The 23,378-nt window shown below is 71.2% G+C and carries 25 protein-coding genes; 17 read left to right on the forward strand and 8 right to left on the reverse strand.

Features of this window, described 5'->3' with window-relative positions:
- Positions 1-361 precede the first annotated feature (361 nt).
- Together LHJ74_RS23500 and LHJ74_RS23505 are read left to right on the forward strand one after the other, a co-directional pair.
- Positions 362-1,198 (forward strand): sulfurtransferase, encoded by an 837-nt coding sequence (locus tag LHJ74_RS23500; protein WP_260220153.1) that lies wholly within the window; start codon positions 362-364, stop codon positions 1,196-1,198.
- A 35-nt stretch (positions 1,199-1,233) separates the two neighbouring features.
- Entirely contained in the window at positions 1,234-1,521 is a 288-nt protein-coding gene (locus tag LHJ74_RS23505; protein WP_260220155.1) for a DUF1416 domain-containing protein, read from the forward strand.
- Positions 1,522-1,640: 119 nt separating this feature from the next.
- Here LHJ74_RS23505 and LHJ74_RS23510 read toward each other — a convergent pair whose 3' ends face one another.
- A complete protein-coding gene (locus LHJ74_RS23510; RefSeq protein ID WP_260220158.1) occupies positions 1,641-2,003 on the reverse strand; it encodes a DsrE family protein in 363 nt (120 codons plus the stop codon).
- A gap of 146 nt (positions 2,004-2,149) precedes the next feature.
- Between LHJ74_RS23510 and LHJ74_RS23515 the strand changes: the two genes are divergently transcribed.
- From LHJ74_RS23515 to LHJ74_RS23550, 8 genes are all read left to right on the forward strand, one after another.
- Positions 2,150-2,986 carry a hypothetical protein gene (locus LHJ74_RS23515; protein WP_260220159.1) on the forward strand — a complete coding sequence of 279 codons (837 nt, stop codon included), beginning with the start codon at positions 2,150-2,152 and terminating at the stop codon, positions 2,984-2,986.
- Between the two features lie 17 nt (positions 2,987-3,003).
- A complete protein-coding gene (locus LHJ74_RS23520; RefSeq protein ID WP_260220160.1) occupies positions 3,004-3,744 on the forward strand; it encodes a hypothetical protein in 741 nt (246 codons plus the stop codon).
- A complete protein-coding gene (locus tag LHJ74_RS23525) occupies positions 3,741-4,589 on the forward strand; it encodes a hypothetical protein (RefSeq protein WP_260220161.1) in 849 nt (282 codons plus the stop codon). Before LHJ74_RS23520 ends, LHJ74_RS23525 begins: the two co-directional genes overlap by 4 nt.
- Positions 4,590-4,918: 329 nt before the next feature.
- Positions 4,919-5,497: a heme-binding beta-barrel domain-containing protein gene (locus LHJ74_RS23530; protein WP_260220162.1), complete on the forward strand. Its 579-nt coding sequence runs from the start codon at positions 4,919-4,921 to the stop codon at positions 5,495-5,497.
- Between the two features lie 244 nt (positions 5,498-5,741).
- Positions 5,742-6,803 carry a FecCD family ABC transporter permease gene (locus LHJ74_RS23535; RefSeq protein ID WP_260220163.1) on the forward strand — a complete coding sequence of 354 codons (1,062 nt, stop codon included), beginning with the start codon at positions 5,742-5,744 and terminating at the stop codon, positions 6,801-6,803.
- Positions 6,803-7,579 carry an ABC transporter ATP-binding protein gene (locus LHJ74_RS23540; protein ID WP_260220164.1) on the forward strand — a complete coding sequence of 259 codons (777 nt, stop codon included), beginning with the start codon at positions 6,803-6,805 and terminating at the stop codon, positions 7,577-7,579. The genes LHJ74_RS23535 and LHJ74_RS23540 overlap by 1 nt, the downstream gene beginning before the upstream one ends.
- A 155-nt stretch (positions 7,580-7,734) precedes the next feature.
- Entirely contained in the window at positions 7,735-8,718 is a 984-nt protein-coding gene (locus LHJ74_RS23545) for an ABC transporter substrate-binding protein (RefSeq protein WP_260220279.1), read from the forward strand.
- A 348-nt stretch (positions 8,719-9,066) separates the two neighbouring features.
- A complete protein-coding gene (locus LHJ74_RS23550) occupies positions 9,067-9,534 on the forward strand; it encodes a GNAT family N-acetyltransferase (RefSeq protein WP_260220165.1) in 468 nt (155 codons plus the stop codon).
- A gap of 285 nt (positions 9,535-9,819) precedes the next feature.
- Here LHJ74_RS23550 and cutA read toward each other — a convergent pair whose 3' ends face one another.
- A complete protein-coding gene (gene cutA / locus LHJ74_RS23555; protein ID WP_260220166.1) occupies positions 9,820-10,149 on the reverse strand; it encodes a divalent-cation tolerance protein CutA in 330 nt (109 codons plus the stop codon).
- Between the two features lie 229 nt (positions 10,150-10,378).
- On the opposite strand from cutA, the gene LHJ74_RS23560 reads away from it, so the two are divergent.
- On the forward strand, positions 10,379-10,885 hold the full coding sequence (locus tag LHJ74_RS23560) for a Fur family transcriptional regulator (protein ID WP_260220167.1): 507 nt from the start codon (positions 10,379-10,381) through the stop codon (positions 10,883-10,885).
- Between the two features lie 65 nt (positions 10,886-10,950).
- Entirely contained in the window at positions 10,951-11,922 is a 972-nt protein-coding gene (ygfZ, locus tag LHJ74_RS23565; RefSeq protein ID WP_260220168.1) for a CAF17-like 4Fe-4S cluster assembly/insertion protein YgfZ, read from the forward strand.
- A 69-nt stretch (positions 11,923-11,991) separates the two neighbouring features.
- On the opposite strand, the gene dtd is transcribed toward ygfZ, so the two are convergent.
- Entirely contained in the window at positions 11,992-12,435 is a 444-nt protein-coding gene (gene dtd / locus LHJ74_RS23570; RefSeq protein WP_260220169.1) for a D-aminoacyl-tRNA deacylase, read from the reverse strand.
- A 423-nt stretch (positions 12,436-12,858) separates the two neighbouring features.
- Between dtd and LHJ74_RS23575 the strand changes: the two genes are divergently transcribed.
- The 3 genes from LHJ74_RS23575 to LHJ74_RS23585 all read left to right on the forward strand — a co-directional run bounded on the left by LHJ74_RS23575 (position 12,859) and on the right by LHJ74_RS23585 (position 15,884).
- Positions 12,859-13,371: an RsiG family protein gene (locus tag LHJ74_RS23575; RefSeq protein ID WP_260220280.1), complete on the forward strand. Its 513-nt coding sequence runs from the start codon at positions 12,859-12,861 to the stop codon at positions 13,369-13,371.
- 167 nt (positions 13,372-13,538) lie between these two features.
- Entirely contained in the window at positions 13,539-14,546 is a 1,008-nt protein-coding gene (locus tag LHJ74_RS23580; RefSeq protein WP_260220170.1) for an asparaginase, read from the forward strand.
- A 90-nt stretch (positions 14,547-14,636) separates the two neighbouring features.
- Positions 14,637-15,884: a GNAT family N-acetyltransferase gene (locus LHJ74_RS23585; RefSeq protein ID WP_260220171.1), complete on the forward strand. Its 1,248-nt coding sequence runs from the start codon at positions 14,637-14,639 to the stop codon at positions 15,882-15,884.
- A gap of 73 nt (positions 15,885-15,957) precedes the next feature.
- Here the strand turns inward: LHJ74_RS23585 and LHJ74_RS23590 are convergent, their stop codons facing one another.
- Positions 15,958-18,318, reverse strand: a complete 2,361-nt coding sequence (locus LHJ74_RS23590; protein WP_260220172.1) for an MMPL family transporter — start codon at positions 18,316-18,318, stop codon at positions 15,958-15,960.
- Positions 18,319-18,429: 111 nt separating this feature from the next.
- The gene (locus LHJ74_RS23595; RefSeq protein ID WP_260220174.1) at positions 18,430-19,215 is read right to left on the reverse strand and encodes a cytochrome d ubiquinol oxidase subunit II; all 786 of its coding nucleotides are present in this window, start codon (positions 19,213-19,215) and stop codon (positions 18,430-18,432) included.
- Between the two features lie 273 nt (positions 19,216-19,488).
- On the opposite strand from LHJ74_RS23595, the gene LHJ74_RS23600 reads away from it, so the two are divergent.
- Together LHJ74_RS23600 and LHJ74_RS23605 are read left to right on the forward strand one after the other, a co-directional pair.
- Positions 19,489-19,995, forward strand: coding sequence for a cupin domain-containing protein (locus LHJ74_RS23600; protein WP_260220175.1), 507 nt, complete (start codon positions 19,489-19,491; stop codon positions 19,993-19,995).
- A 35-nt stretch (positions 19,996-20,030) separates the two neighbouring features.
- Positions 20,031-20,459: a thioesterase family protein gene (locus tag LHJ74_RS23605; RefSeq protein WP_260220176.1), complete on the forward strand. Its 429-nt coding sequence runs from the start codon at positions 20,031-20,033 to the stop codon at positions 20,457-20,459.
- A 157-nt stretch (positions 20,460-20,616) separates the two neighbouring features.
- On the opposite strand, the gene LHJ74_RS23610 is transcribed toward LHJ74_RS23605, so the two are convergent.
- The 3 genes from LHJ74_RS23610 to LHJ74_RS23620 form a co-directional block, all read right to left on the reverse strand.
- Positions 20,617-21,720, reverse strand: a complete 1,104-nt coding sequence (locus tag LHJ74_RS23610; protein WP_260220177.1) for a LacI family DNA-binding transcriptional regulator — start codon at positions 21,718-21,720, stop codon at positions 20,617-20,619.
- Positions 21,717-21,983: a hypothetical protein gene (locus tag LHJ74_RS23615; protein WP_260220178.1), complete on the reverse strand. Its 267-nt coding sequence runs from the start codon at positions 21,981-21,983 to the stop codon at positions 21,717-21,719. Before LHJ74_RS23615 ends, LHJ74_RS23610 begins: the two co-directional genes overlap by 4 nt.
- Before the next feature lie 76 nt (positions 21,984-22,059).
- Entirely contained in the window at positions 22,060-23,154 is a 1,095-nt protein-coding gene (locus tag LHJ74_RS23620) for a LacI family DNA-binding transcriptional regulator (RefSeq protein ID WP_260220179.1), read from the reverse strand.
- Positions 23,155-23,378: the final 224 nt, after the last annotated feature.

The following is a 23,378-nucleotide window of genomic DNA, read 5'->3' on the forward strand; positions in this document are numbered from 1 at the left end:
GCCGCCCCGCTCAGGGCGGGTGCGCAGCGGCCGAGAGCGGCCCTCGATCTGGGCCGATCTCACATCACGGACAATCTTGTCTCAGAGTGCGGATCCCCGGTGACATCACCTCCCGGCTTCCTTACGATCGAGCACATGAAGCGACAGGCGGACCTCACGAAGCGACGGACAGTCGACCTGTGCCGCATCGCCGCCATGCTCTGTCGCAGCGCCGTCTGACGGCCGTCTCCCGCGTGCCACGCACCCGCCGTGACGCCCGCCGGTCTCCCGCACCGCCCCGCCGCCCATCCCGCTTGCGCGTCGCACAGCGCTGTGCGTGCCCATCGGCGCGCACGCACACCCGCCCTCCGGAGGAGAACTCATGAGCCGTAGTGACGTCCTGGTCGACGCCGACTGGGTCGAGGCCCGTATCGACGACCCGAAGACGGTGATCGTCGAGGTGGACGAGGACACCTCGGCGTACGAGAAGAACCACATCAAGAACGCCGTCCGGATCGACTGGAAGCAGGACCTCCAGGACCCGGTGCGGCGCGACTTCGTCGACCAGGCCGGTTTCGAGAAGCTGCTCTCCGAGAAGGGCATCGCCAACGACGACACCGTCGTCCTCTACGGCGGCAACAACAACTGGTTCGCCGCGTACGCCTACTGGTACTTCAAGCTCTACGGCCACGGCGACGTCAAGCTCCTGGACGGCGGCCGCAAGAAGTGGGAGCTGGACTCCCGCGACCTGGTCACCGCGGTGCCCAAGCGCGCGAAGACCGACTACAAGGCGAAGCCGCAGGACACCTCGATCCGCGCCTTCCGTGACGAGGCCGTCGAGGCCATCGGCACCAAGAACCTCGTCGACGTCCGCTCGCCCGACGAGTTCAGCGGCAAGCTGCTCGCCCCGGCCCACCTCCCGCAGGAGCAGTCGCAGCGTCCGGGCCACATCCCGTCCGCGCGCAACATCCCGTGGTCGAAGTCGGCGAACGACGACGGCACCTTCAAGGCCGACGACGACCTCAAGGAGCTGTACGAGAACGAAGGCGTCGACCTCGGCAAGGACACCATCGCCTACTGCCGCATCGGCGAGCGCTCCGCCCACACCTGGTTCGTGCTGCACGAGCTGCTGGGCCAGCCGAACGTCAAGAACTACGACGGTTCCTGGACCGAATACGGCTCGCTGGTCGGCGTGCCCGTCGAGCTCGGCTCCAACTGACACGAACCGACAGCGGACAAGGAAGCGGTAACCCCATGTGCGGAGCACAGGCAGGCGGCCCCGACGCCGCCACCATCAAGCCCGGCGAGACCACGATCCAGGGCAGCGTGACCCGTGACGGCGAGCCCGTCACCGGCTACGTGCGGCTGCTCGACTCGACCGGCGAGTTCACCGCGGAGGTCCCCACCTCCGCCACCGGCCAGTTCCGCTTCTACGCGGCCGAGGGCACGTGGACGCTGCGCGCCCTGGTCCCCGGCGCCACGGCGGACCGCAAGGTCGTCGCCCAGAACGGCGGCCTGGCCGAGGTCTCGATCGCGCTCTAGCTTTCCAGCGCCGAGAGCGGCACGCACGAGGGCCGCGCCCCGGAGTCGGACTCCGGGGCGCGGCCCTCGTGCGTGGTGCTCTCGCGCGTACGGTGCGTGTGCCGCCGAGCCCCGCCGGGTCAGTACACCAGCGCCTGCACGCCGTCCTCCATCACCTCGCTGACGAAGACCTGCGCACCCGCGATCCGTACACCCTCCAGCAGATCCTTCTCCTCGATGTCCCGGCGGGCCGCGCACTGCGTGCAGACCGTGATCTGCCCGGCCGCACGGATGCCGTCGATCAGGTCCGGCAGCGGAGCCGCGTGCGGCAGTTCGAACTCCGCCGCCCGCCCCGGCAGCCCGAACCACGCCGACTCACCGGTCAGCCAGAGCGAGACCTCCACCCCGCTGGCGACGGCGACCGCCGCCACCGTGAACGCCTGCGAACACCGCTCCGGGGCATCGGCCCCCGCTGTCACCTTGATCACGAGCTTCTTCGCCATACCCCCACGGTAGTCCGCCGCGCACCGGCGCATCCGAACGGCCAGGCGCGGATCGTGACCTGATCGACATCACCCTGAGTGCAACCGTCATCACTTCTTGCTGGTCAGCCCATTGATGTAACTCATGGAGAATTCAAGGAGAATTCGTGGAGCCAGCACCTTCTCCGACTCCCACCGAGTCGGACACCTCGGCAACGGCAGAGGACCCGGCCCCGCCGGACTCGCCGGAGGCCCCGGAGGCGGACCCGCCGCGCAGGCGTTCCGCGCGGCGAAGACGTACCGCCTTACTGCTCGCCCCCGCCGCGCTGCTCGGCATCGTCGCGGGCCTGGCAAGCGGCTACACCGTCCAGGCCGACCGCGCCCCCACCGCGCTCCCGCCCCTGTCACAGGAAAAGCTCTCCTACCCGGCCAAGCCCGCCGCGAAGGACGCGGTCAAGCCGCTGTCCGCGAAGGAGGACCACCGGGTGAAGACCGACGGTGACCTGCGGAAGCTGCTGCTCAAGAAGCCCAGCGGGGCGCATTCCAAGACGGTGGCGGCCAGCGTGGACGGCTGGGTGAACATCGGCGATCACGGGATCTTCGGCCCCGTCACGGCTGAAGGCTTCAGCCGTGATGTCCGCTCCGGCATGCGCCGCATCGCCACCGACGGTTGGACCACGGGCGGGCGCACCGTGCGCATTGACCTCACCCAGTACCGGAACGTCAAGGGGCTGTCCACCGTCACCCATGTGCTGACCGCTCAGGAGAACTCCTATTCGAACTGGCCAGGGCACGAATCCTTCGGCTCGCCCATGAAACGCTCCGGTGGGGGCCGGTACTACGTCTACGAACCGCAGAACGGTACCGCCTCATCGCCGGACGTCGTGGCCACCGCCATCGCCTGGCGCGGCGACATCGTCATGGAAATCACCGTCTTCGACACGGCCCCGATGAGCGAAAAGGAAATCGGCCGTCTCGCCGAGCGTCAGTGGGCTCTGCTGTGAAGGCCGCACGGAGGATCGTGACCTCCGTCCTCACCACCGTGCTGGTGCTCGGCGCCGTGGGGGGCGGGATCACCTACACCGCCCTCACCGCGAGCGGCGCGGACCGCACCGCCGCCACCGACGTGTGGCGCAAGCCGGACAAGACCCCCTCAGCGGACGATCCGGCCCGGAACCGGGCCAAGGGGCGCACCGACACCGAGCTGAGCGCACAGCTCCTCCCCGTACCCGACGGCTACCAGCTCGGCCCCGACGCCGACTTCTTCGGCAACGACGTCGTACGGGACGCCGACGAGGCGAACAAGTATCTGCTGGAGCAGCAGTACCCGGGGATCTCTGAGGCGGAACGGAAGAAGCATCTTGAGCAGTTCAAGATTTTCGGCGTCCAGGGCTCCGCCAAGCGCTCCTACGCCCGCGACAACGGGGAACTGGTCTTCAACATCGAGATCATTCCGATGAAGGCTGAGGCGGTGGGCCCGCTCACCGCCAGGCTCAAGGTGCTCGCAGAACGTGAGGGCTTCCGCAAGGGACCCAAGATCGAGGGTTACGACGACGCGTTCTGTTTCCTGACGAGCGAGGTGAAGCCGGAAAGCGGCGACTCCTCCGAACCTGGGATCGATGCGATGGCCTGCTCGGGCTACCGGGGCAACACGAGGGTCTATCTGACGGCCATCGGAGGCGCTCCCCTCCCGGAAGGTGAGGTGGCGCAGTTGCTCCAAAAGCAGCTGGACCGCGTGGATCTGGAGGGGGAAGACGTATGAGCGAGCCCGTCGAGCCCACGCCCACCGAACCGCCCGAGCCCGGCGCCGCACCGGACGCCTCCGCATCGGACACCGCCCCGCCGCCACGGCCCGCGCTGCGCGCGGCATCGCGCTGGGGCACCATCGTGCTGGTCTTCGCGCTGCTCGCCGGTGGTGTCGCCTACGGGGTGACCCAGAGCGAGCGCGATGACGTGCCGGGCCTCGCCACCGAGAGCGACGGACGCTGGGACTACCCCCGGCTCAAGCTCCCCGCGCTGCCCTCCGGCTCCCCGCGCCCCTTCACCAAGGGCAACCCGGCCCGCATCCACCACGCCGACATCCGTGACCTCCTGCTCCCCGCCCCGCGGGGCGCGAAGGCGGACAAGGCACTCCCGGACATCGACGGCGGCTGGGTCTCCGAGGAGGACTACCTCTCGGTCTACGTGGAGAGTGAGCGCCCTACGATCCAGCAGCGGATGGCGGACTCCGCGCCACGGCACATCGCGGCCCGCGGCTGGACGATGCCGGACGGCACCCGGACACGGATCTATCTGCTCCGCTTCAACACCGGTGCCTACCCGAAGGACCTCTACGTCGACGGGGTGACGACGGGAATGGGTGCGTTGATGCCCCTGCGGGGAGCGGAGAACGCCGTGCCGGACAAGGGCTGGCCCAAGGACGCCAAGGTGCCGAACGTCAGACGCCACGCCTACGACGAAGAGGCGCCGCGCGGCAAGGAGCACCACCGGCAGGCGTACCTCGTCGCGGGGGACACGCTCGCGCTGATCGTGCAGTCGCGCCCCGGCACCGCGCGGAAGGTGCCGTTCCAGCAGACGGTGATCCTTCAGTCTCAGCTGCTCGGGTAGCCGGACCGTACGCACCGGCTGCCCCGGGGCGGCCCCGCCGAGGGGCGGCGTACCTCACAGCGCCGCCCCTCGTACGGCTGGCGGGAGCGACTAGACTCGGTCGCGCCCGCATATCCGTAACGTCCGCTCAAGGAGTGCCACCGTGCTCGAGGCAGTCTTCATGACCCTGATGATCCTTGTCGTGATCGGCACAGGAGCATTCGCCCTGCTGACCGTCAAGAAGCTCTACCAGGGTCAGCGCTGAACGCCTGCCGCACCCCGCTCCGCCTTCACGCCAAGATCCACCTTCACGCCAAGATCCGCCTACGAGAGATCGCCTGAGCCGCCCCATGATCGAGATTCCGTCCGACCTCCACCCGGACCTCGTCCCCCTCGTCTTCCTGCTCGGCAACTGGACCGGGGCGGGAGTGGCCGACCTGACGGACACCCAGGGTGCCGGGTCGGAGAAGTGCAACTTCGGGCAGGAGGTCTCCTTCCGGCACGACGGGCGGGACTTCCTGGAGTACACCTCGCACACCTGGGCGCTGGACGCGGAGGGCCGCAAGACCAAGCCGCTGGAGACCGAGTCCGGCTACTGGCGGATCGACAAGAACCGGCAGGTCGAGGTCGTGATGAGCCGTGACGGCGGCATCGTGGAGATCTGGTACGGCGAGCTGGCCGACAAGAAGCCGCAGATCGACCTTGCCACGGACGCGGTCGCGCGTACCGCCGCCGCCGCGCCGTACTCGGGCGGCAAGCGGCTCTACGGCTATGTGAACGGCGACCTGATGTGGGTCGGCGAGCGGTCCTCTCCCGAGGTACCGCTGCACCCGTACATGTCGGCGCAGCTGAAGAAGGTCGTCGACCCGAAGGAATGGGCGAAGGACATCAAGGACCTGCCGGACGACGGGATCGCCTTCTTCCGCTAGGCCGCGCAGGCGCGCAGACTGGCACCGCACCCCGGCCCGGCAACCAGCCCGGCCAGCCAGCTCCGCCACCCCGCTCAACAACTCCACAGCCCACGCGCCCCACGGGGGAAGTCCGGTCCAAATCCGGCGCTGACCCGCAACGGTAGACGGAGCCGCCCCCGGCGGCCCCGTGAGCCCGATCACCCGTGCGGCGCCCGCTCCTGTCAACTCGCCGTGGTCTGCGAGAAGGGTGCCGTGTCCCTCCGTGTCCTCTACTGCTGCCCTCCCCCGCCGCCGACCGGTGGCGCCCCTGGTGGGCGCGCTCGTCGTCGCGCTGCTGCTCTCGCTGATGTGCGCCGTGGCGCTCGGATCATCGCAGGTGGGGTGGGCTGAGACGGCCCGTCTTCTGCGGGCGGGCCTGACCGGCGGCGTCATCGCGGCCGACGAACGGGCCGCTTACACGATCGTCTGGGAGCTGCGCTTCCCGCGCGCCCTGCTCGCCGCCGTCGTCGGTGCCGGGCTCGCCGCCGTCGGCGTCGCCGTCCAGGCGATGGTGCGCAACGCCCTCGCCGACCCCTTCGTGCTGGGCATATCCTCCGGCGCCGCCGTCGGAGCCAACGCTGTGATCCTCTTCGGCGCGTTCGGCTCGCTCGGGGTGTGGGCGCTCTCCGCCGGTGCGTTCACCTCCGCGCTGGCCGCCATGGCCCTGGTATACGCCGTCGCCCGAACCGCGCACGGCCTGACCCCGCTGCGACTGGTCCTCACCGGCACCGCGCTCTACTACGGCTTCACCGCGATCACCACCTTGATGGTCTTCGCCGCCGAGCACGGCGAGGCCGCCCGTTCGGCGATGATGTGGCTGCTCGGCAGCCTGGGCGGCGCCTCCTGGGCGTCGCTGCCGATCGCTGCCGTGGCGGTGGCCGCCGGAATGGCCCACCTCGCGCTCTCCGCGGGCCGCCTCAACGCCCTCGCCATGGGGGACGAGACGGCCGCGACGCTGGGCGTGGACGCGGCCCGGCTGCGCCGCGAACTGTTCCTCCTGGCCGCCGCCGTGACCGGGGCGGTGGTCGCTGTCAGTGGGGCGATCGGCTTCGTCGGACTGATGGTGCCGCACGCCACCCGCATCCTGATCGGCGCCGACCACCGCCGCGTACTGGCTGTCGCGCCGCTGCTCGGGGCGGTGCTGCTGGTGTGGGTGGACGTGCTGTCCCGGATCGTGCTGGCACCGACCGAACTGCCCATCGGAGTGCTCACCGCCGTCATCGGCGTCCCCTGCTTTCTGCTGCTGATGCGCCGCGGCGGCGGCTACGCCTTCGGAGGTGCCTGATGCGGCTCGACATCGACGATCTGACACTGACCGCCGCCGGCTCCACGCTCGTACGGGAGGTGTCACTGCGCGCGGACAGCGGCGAACTCGTCGGTCTCGTCGGGCCCAACGGCAGCGGCAAGTCCAGCCTGCTGCGCTGCGTCTACCGTGCCGTACGGCCGGACGCCGGGACGGTCCGGCTGGACGGTACCGACCTGCGCGGACTGACCCCGAGACAGAGCGCCCGCCGCCTGGCCGCACTGCCCCAGGAGGGGGGCGGTGACTTCGAGTTCACCGTCGCGGAGGTCGTCGCGATGGGCCGTCTGCCGCACCAGCGGGGCACGGCGCGGGCCGGGGCCGAAGACGAGGAGCTGTGCGCGGCGGCACTGAAGCGGGTCGGCGCCGGGCATCTCGCCGAACGCGGCTTCCCCAGCCTCTCCGGCGGCGAGAAGCAACGGGTGCTGATCGCCCGTGCGCTGGCGCAGCAGCCGCGCGTGCTGGTACTCGACGAGCCGACCAACCACCTGGACATCGCCCAGCAGTTGGAGGTCCTCTCGCTGGTACGGGGCGACGGGCTGACGGTGCTGGCCGCACTGCACGACCTCAACCTGGCCGCCGCGCACTGCGACCGGCTCTATGTGATCGCGAACGGGGCGATCGTGGCCTCCGGGGCTCCGCATGACGTCCTGGTGCCGGAACTGCTGGCCGAGGTCTTCGGCGTACGGGCGCACCGGGTGCGGCATCCGGAGTCGGGGGCGGTGCAGCTGCTGTTCGACCGGCTGGGGGCTTCGCCGTAGCGCCGTCCGTTCCCTCCCGCTCGCATCCTCCCGTTCGCCTCCTCCCGCCCGCCCCTGAAGGAGCCCCCGTGTCCGTCCTCACCCGCTCCGCCCGCTCCACCCGCTCCACCCGCTGGGCGCGTCCGGCGCGTCGCCTCCGTACCGCCGTCCTGGGGATGACGCTCGGCGCGCTCACCCTCAGCACCGCCGCCTGCGGGGCCGAGGTGGCGGAGAACCCCGAAGCCACCGACGGCAAGGCCGTCACCGTGACCAACTGCGGCCGGAAGGTGACGTACGACAAGATTCCGGAGCGGGTGGTGACCAACGACGTCGGAATCACCGAGATCATGTTCGCGCTCGGACTCACCGACCGTATGGCGGGCTTCGCCATGCCCGACGACAAGGGCGATCTGGACTCCGTGCCCTGGAAGGACGGCTACAGCAAGACGAAGTGGCTCTCCAAGAAGAAGCTCAACAAGGAGATGGTGCTGGACGCCCGCGCCGACCTGGTCTTCGCGGGCTGGAACTACGGCTTCAACGAGTCGGAGGGCTTCACCCCGGCGGGGCTGAAGAAGATGGGCATCGACAGCTACCTCCTCAGCGAATCCTGCCGCAACGGCAAGGAGGGCTCGCGCGGCAAGGCCCGTGGGGTGATGCCGCCGCTCACGGCCCTCTACACGGACCTGCGCAACCTCGGCAAAGTGTTCGGGGTGGAGGACCGGGCCGAGAAGCTGATCGCGCAGTTCCGGAAACAGATCGCCGACGCCCAGGCCCTCGTCCCCAAGGACCGGGACAAGCCCACGGTGTTCCTCTACGACGACGGCCGCGACAAGCCCCTCACCTCCGGTCGCTTCGCCGGGCCGCACTCGATCATCACCAAGGCGGGCGGCGACCATGTGATGAAGGACCTCGACGACACCTGGACCACCGTCGGCTGGGAGACGGTGGTGGAGCGTGATCCGGAGGTCATCGTGATCAACGACTACGGCGACGTGGGCGCAGAGCAGAAGGAGAAGTTCCTGAAGTCGTACGCCCCGCTCAAGAACGTCTCCGCCATCAAACACGACCGCATCTACACGCTGGACTACGCGGATCTGGTGGAGAGCCCGCGCAACCCGGCGGCGATCGTCTCCCTGGCGAAGTACCTCCGCAATCTCTGACCCACGCACCTGCCCCGGATCCGGGGCGGAGAGAGAGGGGCATGACCGCGCGGGGACCGCCGGGGCGCCCCCGGCCTGGGCACCTATGCCACGTCTCCCATCCGGCACGACAGTGGAGGTCGCCATTGCCGTTGCAGGTGCCGCAGGTTTTCCCGGTCTTGGAGTCGGCCCCGGTCCCTCCGCAGTCGGGGCAACCACCTTCAGAACACGGCGTGCGGGAGGTGCCACGGTCTACCCTGATTCCTGTCGAACCAGTCGAAGGGACGCCACGATGTTCGTGATCCGCGAGGCGGCAGCGGCCGACACCGGGAGCCCGTCGAGAAGCTGACGCGGGCCCGGGCCCGCTGGATGGCTGAGCGCGGCGTGCGGGGCGCCCGAGGCTGGGAACGCTTCGCGGAGGAGTCCGGCCGCCAGGCGGCCGACCCGAACGCCCCGGTATGGGTCGTCGCGACGGAGGCGGGACGGGTAATCGGCCGGACCACACTGGGCGAGCAGACCCCTGTGTGGGGCTGGACCGAAGATGAGCAGGCGCAGCCTGCGTACTTCCTCAACACCACCGTGACGCACCCGGAGTTCGCTGGTCAGCGCGTCGGATCCCTGCTCGCCTGGTGGGCGGTGGACCGGGCCGCCGAGACTGGCCGGGAGTGGGTCCGCCGAGCGGTCGGCCCGGACCCGGGACTGCTGCGGTACTACTGCGATGTTCAGGGCTGGCAGATCATCCACCAGACCGAGCGTTACGGGGAGGACGCGTACATGCTGGGGCGCGCGGCTGAACCACTTCCGGATCTCGCTCATCATCTACTCAGCCCCGCCTGAGAGCCCGCGCAATCCGATCTCGGTGGATGCGATCTGAAAGAGCGTCCGGTCCATCTCTCCGTGCGGTCCTTTCAGAAATTCTGCATCCACTGTCTTCGCGAGTCCGTCGCCGTCTACGAATCCCGCGTCTACCAACACGCTGCCGTCTTGCAGCATGGACTCCAGGAATGGGACGACGTAGCGTCGCATTGCGGTGTTCGTGGCGTGGACGAAATTCTCCGGAATGGGTGCGTGCACGGCTTCCGGCGACAGCCGAAGCGCTGAGAAGGGTGCGGGCGTGACGGATCAGTCCTTGGCGTCCGGCTGGGTGGTCCGATCGATCCAGCGCAGGTATCCCGCTGACCCGGTGAGCGGCACCGCCGAGACCTCCGGGCTCTTCCATGGATGGTGCTCCATGAGGTGCGCTTCCAGCTCGGCGTAGCGGTCGGCGCGGGTCTTGAGCACGAGCTGCCACTCTTCACCGGTGCCGAACTCACCGTCATGCCAGAAGACCGAGGCCACCGGACCGACGATCTGTGCCCCGGCCGCAAGCCGCGCAGCCACGACCGACTGCGCCAGCTTCACCGCCTCGTCGCGGTACTCCGTAGCCGTAGCCACCTGTACGTACTCAGCCATGGGCCCGAGCCTATCCCCCGTAGCGTTCCAGCGGGCTTCCCCGGCCCCGGCCCCGCACCCTCCCACTCCCCGCCACCGGAGCTTCGCTCCGGTCCCCGGGGCCCGTGGACCGCAAGGCGGAGGATGCCCGGGTACTGGATGTATCCGGGCATCCCGGCAACGCGGCGAGGAGCCGTAGCTGTCGTCGCGCGCCCGCCAGGGAAAGCGGGACAGCCCGTAGACTGGCCCCGTGGCTACCACAGACTGGCAGAGCGATCTCAGGGCGCGCGGTTACCGGCTCACCCCGCAGCGCCAGCTCGTGCTGGAGGCCGTGGACAGGCTGGAGCACTCCACGCCGGACGACATCCTCGCCGAGGTGCGGCGTACGGCGGGCGGGGTGAACATCTCCACCGTCTACCGCACTCTTGAGCTCCTCGAGGAGCTCGGCCTGGTCTCGCACGCCCATCTCGGCCACGGCGCCCCGACGTACCATCTGGCGGACCGGCACCATCACATGCATCTGGTGTGCCGTGACTGCACTGAGGTGATCGAGGCCGATCTGTCGGTGGCGGAGCCCTTCACCGCTGCGTTGCGCGAGCGCTTCGGCTTCGAGACGGACATGCGGCATTTCGCGATCTTCGGCCAGTGCGCCGGCTGCGGCAGCCGTACGTCCGAGCATGGCGCGGCCGGAGGTGCGGTCAGCGGCCCGGCTCACGGCCCGTCGCGCGCCGTGAAGCCGGGCGCGAAGCAGAGCTGAGCCGCGCCGGAACAAGCTGAGCCGCACCGCGCCGCCGGTGGTGCCGGGGCCGTACGCTGGTGGGTATGAAGAGCCCGCTCCTCTCACTCCCTGGCGCCGTTGCCGCCGAAGGCCCGGATGAAGGGGTCGCCGCGCATTACGGCGATCTCTTCCGCGAGCAGCGCGCGCTGGCGGACGGCGCCGGTTTCGTGGATCTCTCACATCGTGAGGTGGTCTCCGTCAGCGGCGAGGACCGCCTCGCCTGGCTGCATCTGCTGCTGACGCAGCACGTCCAAGATCTCGCCCCCGGTCATGCCACCGAGGCCCTCGTGCTGTCCGCCAACGGCCATGTCGAGCATGCCGTCTCGCTCGTCGACGACGGTGTGGCGACCTGGATGCACATGGAGCCGGGGAAGTCCCGGGATTTCGCCGCTTATCTGGAGAGCATGAAGTTCTTCTACCGCGTCGAGGTGAGCGAGCGCACCGAGGAGTACGCGATCGTCCATCTCCCTGCGGGCTCGATCGCCGAGGCCCCGCCGGGCGCGGTCGTGCGGGAGGCGGCGTACGGACGCGAACTTTTCCTTCCGCGCGGCTCGTTGGAGGAGTTCGCGGCGGAGCACGGCCCCGCCATCGGCGTGCTCGCGCATGAGGCGCTGCGCGTCGAGGACCACAGGCCGCGCCTGGGCCTGGAGACGGATCACCGGACGATTCCGCACGAGGTGGGCTGGATCGGCTCGGCCGTGCATCTGGAGAAGGGCTGCTATCGGGGCCAGGAGACCGTGGCCCGGGTGCAGAATCTGGGCAAGCCGCCGCGTCGCCTTGTCTTTCTGCATCTTGACGGCAGCGAGGTGCGGATTCCGGTGCACGGCGATCCGGTGCGGCTCGCGGCGGACGGCGTGGAGGGCCGCCAGATCGGTTTCATCACCACCTCCGCCCGGCACCACGAGCTGGGACCGGTCGCCCTGGCCCTGGTGAAGCGGAACGTGCCGCCGGACGCGGCCCTGATCGCGGGCGAGGAGGCTACGGCCGCCTCACAGGAGGTCGTGGTGACCCCCTGAGCCGTGTCGCCCGGCCCGCGCATCGCGGGCGCACCGGGGCAGGGGAGGCGCACCGGATGCACGCGGGGGTCAGACCTCCAGCAGCACGGTGAAGGGGCCGTCGTTCGTCAGCGAGAGCCGCATCCGGGCGCCGAACCGGCCTGTCGCCACGTCGGCGCCCAACGTCCGTAGCTGCGCGACGACTTCGTCCACGAGCGGCTCGGCCACAGGGCCGGGGGCGGCGGCGTTCCAGGTGGGCCGTCGGCCTTTGCGGGCGTCGCCGTAGAGGGTGAACTGGCTGATGACCAGCAGCGGAGCGCCCAGATCGGAGCAGGACCGCTCCGGTCCGGCGCCGTCCCGCGGCTCGAAGAGGCGTACGGACCACAGCTTGCGGGCCAGTCGCGCGGCCTCCTCCTCGGTGTCCTCATGGGTCACTCCGACGAGTACGCAGAGCCCCTCCCCTTCGATCTCGCCGACGGTCTCCCCGTCCACCACGACGCGCGCGCCGTCCACTCGCTGCACAACTGCTCGCATGGCTCACATCATGCCGCCTGCGCGCACGGGTGGCTTCGGTGCCGCCGTATGGGTGCAGTGCCGATGCGGCCGGTGGCTACCCAGTGGCACGATGCCTGTACGCGATGCGTACACGAGGTGCGTACCATTGCGACGCGGGCAAAGGGGACGAGGGGACGAAATAGCATGACAACATCCGGAGCCGGACGGACGCCTCGCGGTGCACCGGACGTCCCTACGACCACGGCAGAAACACCTGCCCCACGAGTCCTGGAGGACCACACGCGTCCACACAACCGGCCACCACGCCAGCGCGGCGGCTCTTCGGAGACGCCCAGGGCATCCGAGGCGCCGGAGGCACCCGAGAGTTCCGAGGAGCACGTGGTCGCCGCACCCGAGGCCTCCGGCTGCTCCCACGCCCCCGGCTCGTCCGCCGCCTCCGGCATACGGGACGCGCTGGCCGCCCTGTGGCAGGAGCAGGAGCCGGATCTGCCCGCGCTGCACCTGCCCGAACTGCGCTCGCTGCGCCGCTCCGCCCAGCGCGAGGAGGCGGATCTCAGCTATGTGCGGCGCCTCCTCCAGGGCCGGATCGACATCCTGCGGGCCGAGCTCACCCGCCGTACGGCTCCGACCTCGGCACTGATCGACCTGCTGCCCCAGATCCTGGCCGACGGCCCCTCCCGGCACCGCTCCTCCGCCCGCCATGTCACGCTCGGCACCCCGCACGGCAAGGCGTACCGGCAGCTTGCCGAGGACATGCTGGGTGAGGTGGGGCTCTCCGATCTCACCGCCCGTACCGACGGGGAGCTGCGCGCGGCGATGGCCCGGCTGGTGGGGTACGAGCAGCAGGTGTCGCGGGGCCGCCAGTCGCTCCAGCGGACGGCGGACGGATGCAGCGCGGAGATCGCGCGCCGCTACCGGGTGGGCGAGGCGCAGGTGGACGACCTGCTGCCCTGAGCGACGCCCCCGCCGGGGCGGACAGCGCAGCCGGAGGGCGAGCGCCGCAACCGGAAGGCGGACGGCTACCGTGAAAGGCACACACCACACCCGTCCCAGCGCACCGCCGCCCGCCCCGGGCCATCCCCGGGACCGGTCGGGGCGCCGGATCCGGAAGGCGCCCATCGATGTCCTCCCTCCCCCCTGCGGGCGTCCCCGCGCACGCCGACGTTCCACCGAGCGCCGGGACGGCCGCACCGCCGGTGCTGGCCGAGGTGGTGCGCTCCGGTTTCGTGGAGGGCCGCCACCGCGGTTCGCTGGTCGTACTGGCCGCCGACGGAAGCGTGCAGCAGGCCCTGGGCGACGTCACCTCCCCGGTCTACCCGCGCTCCGCCAACAAGCCCGTCCAGGCCGCGGCCGTACTGCATGCGGGGCTGGATCTGGCCGGGGAGCGCCTGGCGCTGGCGGCGGCCAGCCACTCCGGTGAGGCGTTCCATCTGGAGCTGGTGGAGCGGATGCTCGGCGAGTACGGGCTGTCGGAGGCGGACCTCCAGTGTCCGCCCGACCATCCGCTCGACCCGGAGGAGCAGGCGGCCCATGCCGCCGCCGGACGGCCCCGTGCCCGCATCGTCATGAACTGCTCGGGCAAGCACACGGCGATGCTCGCGGCCTGCGAGCGGAACGGCTGGCCGCGGGACAGCTACCTCACCCCCGGACACCCGCTGCAGCAGCTGGTCGCGGAAAGGCTCGCGGCGCTGTCCGGCGAGCCGATCGCGCACACGGGCACGGACGGCTGCGGGGCGCCGCTGCTGGCGATATCGCTCACCGGCCTCGCCCGTACGTTCCGGGCCGTCGCGCTGGCCGGGGCTCGGACCCCGGAGGGGCGGGTGGCGGCGGCGATGCGGGCGCACCCCGAGTACATCGCCGGGACCCGCCGCCACGACACCTGGCTGATGCGCGAACTGCCGGGGACGCTCTCCAAGATGGGCGCGGAGGCGGTCCAGGCCGTCGCGCTGCCGGACGGGCGGGCGCTCGCGTTCAAGATCGAGGACGGTTCGGTCCGTGCGCTGGCCCCGGTGCTCGCGCGCGTCCTGAGGTCGGTCGACGTGCACATCCCGCTGCTCGACCGGCTCGCCGAGGCGCCGCTACTGGGCGGGGACGCGCGGGTCGGTGAGATACGGGCCGCGGCCTTCTGAGCTGGCCCCGCCGTGCGCCCGCCCCCCGGGGCCGGCGCACGAGCGGAAAAGCACATGCGTCCCCGCTCAGCACCGAACTAGCGTTGACGCATGACACTCGAGATCCGCACGCTGACCCCCGACGACGTCCCCGGCTGGCAGTCCGCCATCTCCACCGGATTCCTCTTCGGGCCGCAGGCCGGCGACGAGTGGATCGAGGCCCGGCGCCCGTCGATGGACCTGGACCGTACCCAGGGCGCCTTCGACGGGGGCCGCTGCGTCGGCACCTTCCGCACCACCGAGCAGCGGATGACCGTCCCCGGCGGCGCCGCGCTGCCGTCCTGCGCGGTGACCAATGTGACGGTCTCGCCGACGCACCGGCGCCGGGGCCTCCTGACCCGCATGATGGCCAACGCCCTCACCGCCGCCAAGGAGCGCGGTGACGCCTTCGCCTCCCTGATAGCCGCCGAGTACCCCATCTACGGCCGCTACGGCTTCGGCCCGGCCGCCTGGACCACGGAGTACGAGGTCGACGTGTCCCGCAGCGGGCTGGATCCGCACTACGCGGGCCCGGCCGACGGCGAGGGCAGCGTCGAACTGATCGACGGCGCCGAGGCCCGCCGTATCGGCCCCGCCTTCCACGACCGCTACCGCGCCCAGCCGGACCGCGCGGGCGTCATCGACCGCACCTCGCACTGGTGGGACCGCCACACGCACGCCGTCGACTACCAGGACGGCCTCACCGTCCCCTACCTGGCCGTCTACCGGGACGCTGCGGGCGAAGTGCAGGGCCTCGTCTCGTACCGGGCCACCGTCGGCTGGCCCGGCAACTCCCCGGACGGCACCCTGACCGTGCACTCCCTCACCGCCGGCACCCCGGCCGCCGAGCGCGCGCTGTGGTACTTCGTCCTTTCCGTCGACTGGATCACCACCGTCCGCTCCGGCGAACGCGCACCCGACGACCTGCTGCCCCTGCTGCTGCCGAACCCGCGCGCCGCCAGGATCACCGCGCAGTCGGACGTCCTGTGGCTGCGCCCTCTGGACGTGCCACGGATGCTGGAGGCGCGTACGTACCCGGTCTCCGGCACGCTGGTGCTGGAGTTGCACGACCGGGCCGGGCTGGCAGGCGGGCGCTTCCGGCTGGAGGCGGGACCGGGCGGCGCGAAGGCCGCGCCCAGCACCGACGATCCCGATCTCTCCCTGGACATCGCGGAGCTGGGCACGCTCTATCTGGGCGACGAGTCGGCGGCCCGCCTGCTGGCGCTGGGCCGGGTCGCCGAGCACACCCCGGGCGCCACCGCGACGGCGGACACCCTCCTCCGCACCCCTCGCCGCCCCTGGTGCCCCGACGGCTTCTGACAGCGGGGGCGGCATCGCTGCCACCCCCGCGTTCGCACGTCGGTGCGTCCGTACGCCGTCCTGGCGCCCGGCCTCAGCCGCGGCCGTCCGCGTACTGGTCCGAGCCCCGCTCCTGCTCCGGGTCGGGCACGGCCGGGTGCTCCGGGCGCTCGTGGTGTTCGATCTCCACCCGCGGCAGCAGACGGGCCAGCGGCGCCGGGAGCCACCAGGCGCGGCGGCCGAGGAGCTGCATCACGGCGGGCACGATCAGGCACCGGATCAGCACCGCGTCCAGCAGGATCGCGACCGCCAGTCCCAGGCCGAACTGCTGGAGCATCCGCTCCGGGCTCAGGATGAAGGCGGCGAAGACGACGATCATGATGGCCGCCGCGGCCGTGATGACCTTGCCGGTGTGCGCCAGGCCCTCCCGTACCGCGTGCGCCGGGTCCTTCGTGCGTTCCCACTCCTCGTGGATGCGGGAGAGCAGGAACACCTCGTAGTCCATCGAGAGGCCGAAGACGATCGCGAAGATCATCACCGGGATGAAGGACTCGACCGGTCCCGGCTGAGCGCCGAACCAGCCCTCCTGGAAGACGAGGGTGATCGCGCCCAGCGAGGCCCCGATGCTCAGCAGGTTGAGCAGCGCCGCCTTCAGCGGGATCAGCACCGAGCGGAACACCGCCATCAGCAGCAGCGCCGAGAGCCCGACGACGATCGCGACGAAGACCGGGATGCGGTCCTGGACCGTCGAGGAGAAGTCCTCCGCCGCCGCCGTCGACCCGCCGACCAGGAATTCGGTGCCGGTCTCCCGCTCCACCGGCGGCAGTACGTCCTCGCGCAGCGCCTTGACCAGGTCGGAGGTCGCCTCGTCCTGCGGCGCGGACTCCGGGTAGGCGATGACCAGCGCCGCCGAGGGGTCCTTCGTCGGGATGGCGGGAGAGACGGCCGCGATGCCGGAGGTGTCCTGGAGCGCCGTACGGAGCGTGCCGGCCGCGTCCTCGACCGGTTCGCCGTCGGCACCGTCGGCGACGACGATCAGCGGGCCGTTGAAGCCGGGCCCGAAACCGTCGGCGAGCAGGTCGTACGCCTGGCGGCTGGTGGTGGTCTCCGCGTCGTTCCCGGCGTCCGCGAAGCCGAGCCGCATGTTCAGCGCGGGCGAGGCGAGCGCGCCCAGGGCCACCACGGCGATCAGCAGCGCCGCCCACGGGTGGCGCTGCACGCCGCTGCCCCAGCGGCGCCAGGCCGCGCCGTCCTCCTTGCCGCCACGGGCCGCCTGCTTGCGGGCACGCTTGAGCACGCTGCGCTGGATACGCGCGCCGAAGGCGCTCAGCAGCGCGGGCAGCAGGGTCAGCGAGGCGATCATGGTGATCAGTACGGTCAGGGCCATCGCGAGGGCCACGCCCTGGAGCGAGCCGAGGCCGAGGGCGTACATGCCGAGCAGGGCGATGATGACCGTGCAGCCCGCGAAGAAGACGGTACGGCCCGCCGCGTCCAGCGCGACCCGCGCCGCACGCTCCAGCCCGGCGCGATTGCCGTCGGCAGCCTTGCCTGCGGCCTTGCCGGACGCACTGTCGGCGCCGGTGCCCGACGCGCCACCGGTGCCCGTGAGGGTGCCGTCCTTGGCGGCTTCGACCAGGAGTTCGCTGCGGTAGCGGGAGAAGATCAGCAGCGCGTAGTCGATGCCGACACCCAGCCCGACCAGCATCATCAGCGGCGGCGTGAAGTCCGCGAGGGTCACGAAGTGCGAGGCCATCACGATCAGGCCCATGGTGCTGCCCACCGCGAACAGCGCGGTGATCACCGGCAGGCTGGCCGCGACCAGCGAGCCGAACAGGAAGACCAGGATCACCAGCGCGCCCAGGATGCCCGCGCCCTCGGCGCCGCCGCCGCCGCTTTCCTCGGCGTTCCGGATGGCGTCGCCGCCCAGCTCGACCCGCAGCTCGTCACCGTCGAACTCCTGCGCGGTGTCGATGAGCTGGACGCGGTCCTCCTTCGGCACCTCCTCCGCCTGACCGTCCAGGGTGACCGTCGCATAGCCGATCGTCCCGTCACGGGAGATGGCGGCCTTGTCCTCGTAGGGGCTCACCACTCCGGAGACGCCGTCCAGCCGGGCGACCTTGCCCAGCATGTCCCCGACGCGCTTCTCGTTCGCGGAGGTACGGAGGCCGTCCTCGTCCTGCACGACGATCTGCACGCTGTCGCCCGCCTGCGCGGCGCCGTGCCGCTCCATGGTCTCCAGCGCCTGGTGCGATTCGGTGCCGGGGAGGGAGAAGTCGTTGTGGTAGTCGCTGCCCATCACCCCCGACAGCGCCTGCACGCCGATGAGCACCCCTGCCCACAGGGCCAGCGCCCGCCACTTGTGGCGGAAGGAGAACGCGGCGATCCGCTCGAAAATCCCCGGCCCCCCTTCGTTCCCGCCCGTCCGGGCCCGTGACCCGGTCTGCGCGTTTCTCATGACGTTCCTCTGCTTCCGTGAAGATCCGTAAGTGGTCAGGGAGTTCTGAAGTACTGAGTTCTTGAGGACCTGAAGCCCTGCTGCGCGCTCCGTGCGCGCCCGCGCCGACGGCTACCGGGAACCACCGCCCGCCCCGTCCCCGAAGGTGTGCCGCCACGCCCGCAGCTGGACGGCGACGAGTGCGAGCGCGACCGCCAGCAGCACCGGCACGGCAAGCCACGGCACCGGCCCTCCCGCCGCCGCGTCCCGCAGCGGCAACTGCGTGCCGGCCGCCAGCGGCAGGGCGGCAATCGCCACGGAGGTCAGCGCGAAGGACTGGCGCCCGCTCCGGCGGCCCGCCAGCAGGCGGGCACGCTCGAAGGGCTTGCCGGTGAGCCGCAGCGCCCCGAACGCCAGCCCGTGCAGGGCGAACAGGGCGGTCACGGCGAGCGCCGTACAGGCGGCCGGGCCGAGGGCGAGCGGCTGCGTCGCCCCGCTGGTCAGCAGCACTGCCAGCAGCCAGCCCCAGGAGAGCGCCACCAGCCAGCTTCCGCAGACGGCCAGCCCGTCCGCCCGCAGCCGTGCCCCAAGCTGCCCGCTTCCCCGCCGCTCCCGGCGCCACAGACCCGCGCCACGCGCGGCGGTGCCGAGGAAGAGGGGGACGAGCACCGCGTACGGGCCGGGGAGCAGTGTGTCGGGCAGCCCCGGAAGGCAGCAGAGGAGCACGCCGACCGCAGCGAGCAGCCACATCTCACCGCCGCGCGCGAGGGGCGGCCCGGTGGCGGCCAGCGTGAGCCGCCGCTCCCACGGGCCGCGCGCCAGAGCGGGCAGCAGCATGCCGATGCCCAGATCCGCCCCGGCCAGCACGAAGTAGCCGACGGTGAAGAAGCCCAGCAGCGCGATGGCGAGCGATTCCATCACCGTCCCCCTCTCCCGTGATCCCGTGGCCCGGTGCCCCGTGTTCCGGGGCCCGTCGCGTCCTGGGAGAACAGTGCGGTGACGGCTGGGTCCGCCGCGTCAGCCTGCGGTGACGACCTGACGTACCCCGGGAGTTGCGTCGGCCCGGCAGCCCGTACCCCCAGGGTTGCGGCGGCCCCCGGCCCGCCCCTGAGCACTGTGGGTGCCCGACCCTGAGACGGACCGGCCGACGGGCCGCTGCACCCCGTGGTGGAGGAGGGAAAGTTCGTTGCCGTGCTCGATGGCGTGAACGGCGGTGCGGATGCGGCACTCCTGGTGGGGGCGGGTGAGGAGTCCGAGCAGGTGCGGCAGCACCCACCGGCATCCCGGCTCTCCCCCGGCCGCGGCGGCAGCCTCCTGGGCGGTGAGGGTTCCGCCGTCCAGGACGACACGCACCCCGCCCGCCGGTACCTGATCCAGCGCGATGAGAGGGGTCAGCGGACGCAGGACGACACGACCGACCCCTGGTACAACCAGACCCTGTGCCAGGTGGGCGATCTGGTGGTGCGACTCGGTGTCATGCAGGGGGAGTTCCACTGGCACAAGCACGATGAGCAAGACGAGTTCTTCTTCGTCCTCGACGGTCTCTTCCGCATCGAACTGGAGGGAATGGACACAGTCGAGTTGGGGCCACGGCAGGCATATCTCGTCCCGCGAGGGCTTCTGCACCGGCCCGTCGTGCCCGTACGCTCCTCCGTGCTCATGCTCGAGCAGTCAGGCGTCACCGCGACCGGCGACTGACTGATCACTCAACCGACAAGCGAGGGGTTCGACGGATGAAGCAGACCGGCCCGCAGCCCGGCCTCAAACACACCTCCCGATTGCTGGTCGACGACAGCCTGACCGTTCCGGCGGTGTCGGACGCGCTGCCGGGCTTCGCCGACATGCCGCACGTCTTCGCCTCGGCCTATCTCCTCGCGTTCGTGGAGAACACCTGCATCGAGGCAGTCGCTCCGCTGCTCCCAGAGGGGAGCAAGACGGTCGGGACCCATGCGGACCTCAGCCACAGCGCGGCAACCCCGGTCGGCATGACGGTCACCGCGTCCGTCGAACTGATCGAGGTCGAGGGGCGGCGGTTGCGCTTCGCCGTCGAATGCCGCGACGACCAGGACCTGATCAGCACCGGCCACCACGAGCGGCACGTCATCGACACATCGAAGTTCGATCAGCACGTGGCTGCCAAAGCAGCCACGACGGCCCCCTGAACAAGCGGCGGAGCGTCCCGGCATGCGGGCCGACAAGGACGGCCGCTGCACGCGCCCCGCAAGCGTGCAGCAGCCACCCCGGCGCCGACCGCGCTCCGGCAGTCCTGACCGGGCGAGCCTCCCCTGCTCCACGGCGAGTTGACCCCTGCCCGCGCCGCTACGGCGGCGGGGCCGTGGAGCCCCGGACCACCACGTGGGTGCCCAGCCGGACCCGTGGCATGGTGCCCTGCGCGGGGTCCCGCCGTTCCATGACGAGCCGGACCGCCGTACGTCCCAGCTCCTCGTAGGGGACGTGGACCGTGGTCAGGCCGGGGTCCAGTTCGCGGGAGACGGGGATGTCGTCGAATCCGGCCACCGAGACCTGGCCGGGCACGCGCAGACCGGCCTCTCGCAGCGCTTCCAGCGCACCCAGCGCGACCATGTCGGTCGCGGCGAAGACGGCGGTGAAGTCCACTCCCCGCGCGAGCACTTCGCGCATGCCGCGCAGCCCGCCCTCGCGGCTGAAGTCGGTGTCGGCGATGAGCGCGGGGTCGGCCTCCAGACTGTAGGAGGCCAGCGCTCTGCGGTATCCGGCGCGGCGCTCCTGGGCAGTGGTGTTGGCGCTCAACCCGCCCAGAAACAGCACGCGCTGGTGTCCGCGGGAGAGCAGATGTGCCGTGGCTCCGAAGGCCCCGCCCTCGTTGTCGTACTCGACGAGGGTCACGGGCAGCTCTTCTCCCGGCGGCAGGTCGGGCGCCGGGCGTCCGCAGAGGACGAGCCGCGAGCCCGCCGCGTCCAGCTGGTGCGCGAACCTGGTGATGCGCTCGCGGTATTCGGGTGTGCGCTCGGCACCGCCCGCCAGGATCACCGCGGCGGCCCGCTGTTCCCGCATCAGGGCCACGACGTCCTCCTCGCGGCGCTTGTCCCCGTGGGTGGTGCACACCAGGCACAGCCTGCCGCGCCGGGCGGTCTCGTCCTCGACCCCGGCGGCGATATGCGCGAAGGACGGCCCGGTGATGTCGTCCAGGACGAAGGCGACCGACTCGAGGCCGGCGCCGGCCAGCGCCCGGGCGTGCGCGTTGGCGACGTAGTCGAGCGTGCGGACCGCGTGCAGCACGCGAGCCCTTGTGCTGTAGGTGACGGGGTAGTTGTCGGCCAGCACGCGGGAAACGGTGGCGACGGAGACCCCGGCACGGGCTGCGACGTCGCGGATCGTCGCGCGGCGGCGCCCGCGTGTGGCCGTGCCACCGGTGCCGCCCGTGCCGCCTTCGTCCTCGGTCAAAGCTCCTCCACCAGTGCGATCGACCGGGGGCGGACCGGGAGGCTCGCGCGGAAGACGCGAGGTGAGCCCGACTGCCGCCATGTGGCGGGTACGTTGCCGTCGTCCCTGCCGCGTGTTCCGACGCGCGTACGCGCACCGGCGGAAGGCCCGGTCAGCGCTGCCGCCACCGTAGTGTCCCCGCCCGTCTCCAGGGCGTGTTCGGCGGTCGCCGGCCCGCCGGGCCGCAACCGGGGGTAGGCGGAGGGTGGGAGAGGTCGGGGCATGGGAGTCCTCCTGAGGTGGTCGTCGGGTAACCGGTTACCGCTCGCCCGTGATCGGTTACGTTCCACGAGTAACCGGTTACGTTCCATGCGTCGTTCGGCACAGCGATCGTTGTCCGAGTCTTTGGTCATGGGCGAGGGGCCGCGGTGGCGCGGTGCTGTGCCGTTCCACCAACCGGGTGGGAAGCTCGGTCCTGGCGCCCGGCGGCGCTCCGCCGTCGCGCATCCGCAGCAGTTGCCGCAGGGCGGTGGCCGCCATCTCGCGCAGCGGCTGCCGTACGGTCGTGAGCGCGGGTGTCACCCACTCCGCCTCCGGCAGGTCGTCGAAGCCGACGACGCTCACGTCCTGGGGAATGCGCAGCCCCAACTCGGCCAGCGCCTGGTAGATGCCGAGCGCCATCGGGTCGGAGCAGGCGAAGACCGCCGTCGGCGGCTGGGGCAGGGCGAACAGTTCGTGAGTGCGTGCGCGGGCCGTGGCGGTGTCGAAGTCGGCGTAGCGCACGTATTCGGCGCGCGGGCGCAGCCCCGCCGCCGCCATGGCGGCGCGGTAGCCCGCCACCCGCGCGCTGCTGCACTGCTTGCGGCGGTAGCCGCCGACGACGGCGATCCTGGTGTGCCCGAGCGAGAGCAGATGCTCGACCGCGCTGCGCGCGCCCCGTTCGTTGGCCGCGCCGACGGCCGGGACGCCGGGGGGCGGGTCGAGGACGGGGTCGATCATCGCGTAGGGAATCCGGTGCTGCTCCAGCCAGGCGTAGTGGGTGGGGCTCAGCTCGGCGAGGTTGAACAGCACGCCCGAAGTGCCGCGCAGGGCCAGCCTGTCCAGCCAGTCGCGCTCTGGCCTGCCGCCCCGCGTGCGGGTCAGCCCACCCGAGATCATCACCTCCAGGCCCGCCTCGTGCGCCGCCTCCTCCACCCCGCGCAGCACGGCTCCGGACCAGGTGCTGTCCAGACAGTGCACCACCAGGTCGATGAGGGGCGGCGGGTGCCTCGGGGTGAGGCGCGGGCGGCGTACGTAGCCCAGCGCGTCCAGCGCCTCGGTCACCCGGCGGCGGGTGTCGGGGGCGACGTCCTTGCGGCCGTTCACCACCTTGGAGGCCGTCGGTATCGACACGGCCGCCGCGCGTGCCACCACGGCCAGCGTCGGGCCCGCCGGCCTGGGCTCGGTGCGCGTCATTTCCGCTCTCCTCTCTCCCCTCTCCGTGCCCGGAGTCAGCGTGCGCGGAAAGCGAATCGTTTGACGAACGTCCGTCACGCTACGGCCGCCGCGGAGTTCGTTGAAGCCCTTGAAACGTGCGAGAAAATCCTCCTGACCGGCATGTCGAACCGCTCGAAATCCCGGACGGCCATCGGCGGGCAAAGCAGGGCGGGACGGTTGATTCCTCCCGCCCCCTCGCTCAG

The sequence above is a fragment of the Streptomyces gossypii genome (assembly GCF_025165795.1).
Lineage (GTDB): Bacteria > Actinomycetota > Actinomycetes > Streptomycetales > Streptomycetaceae > Streptomyces > Streptomyces gossypii.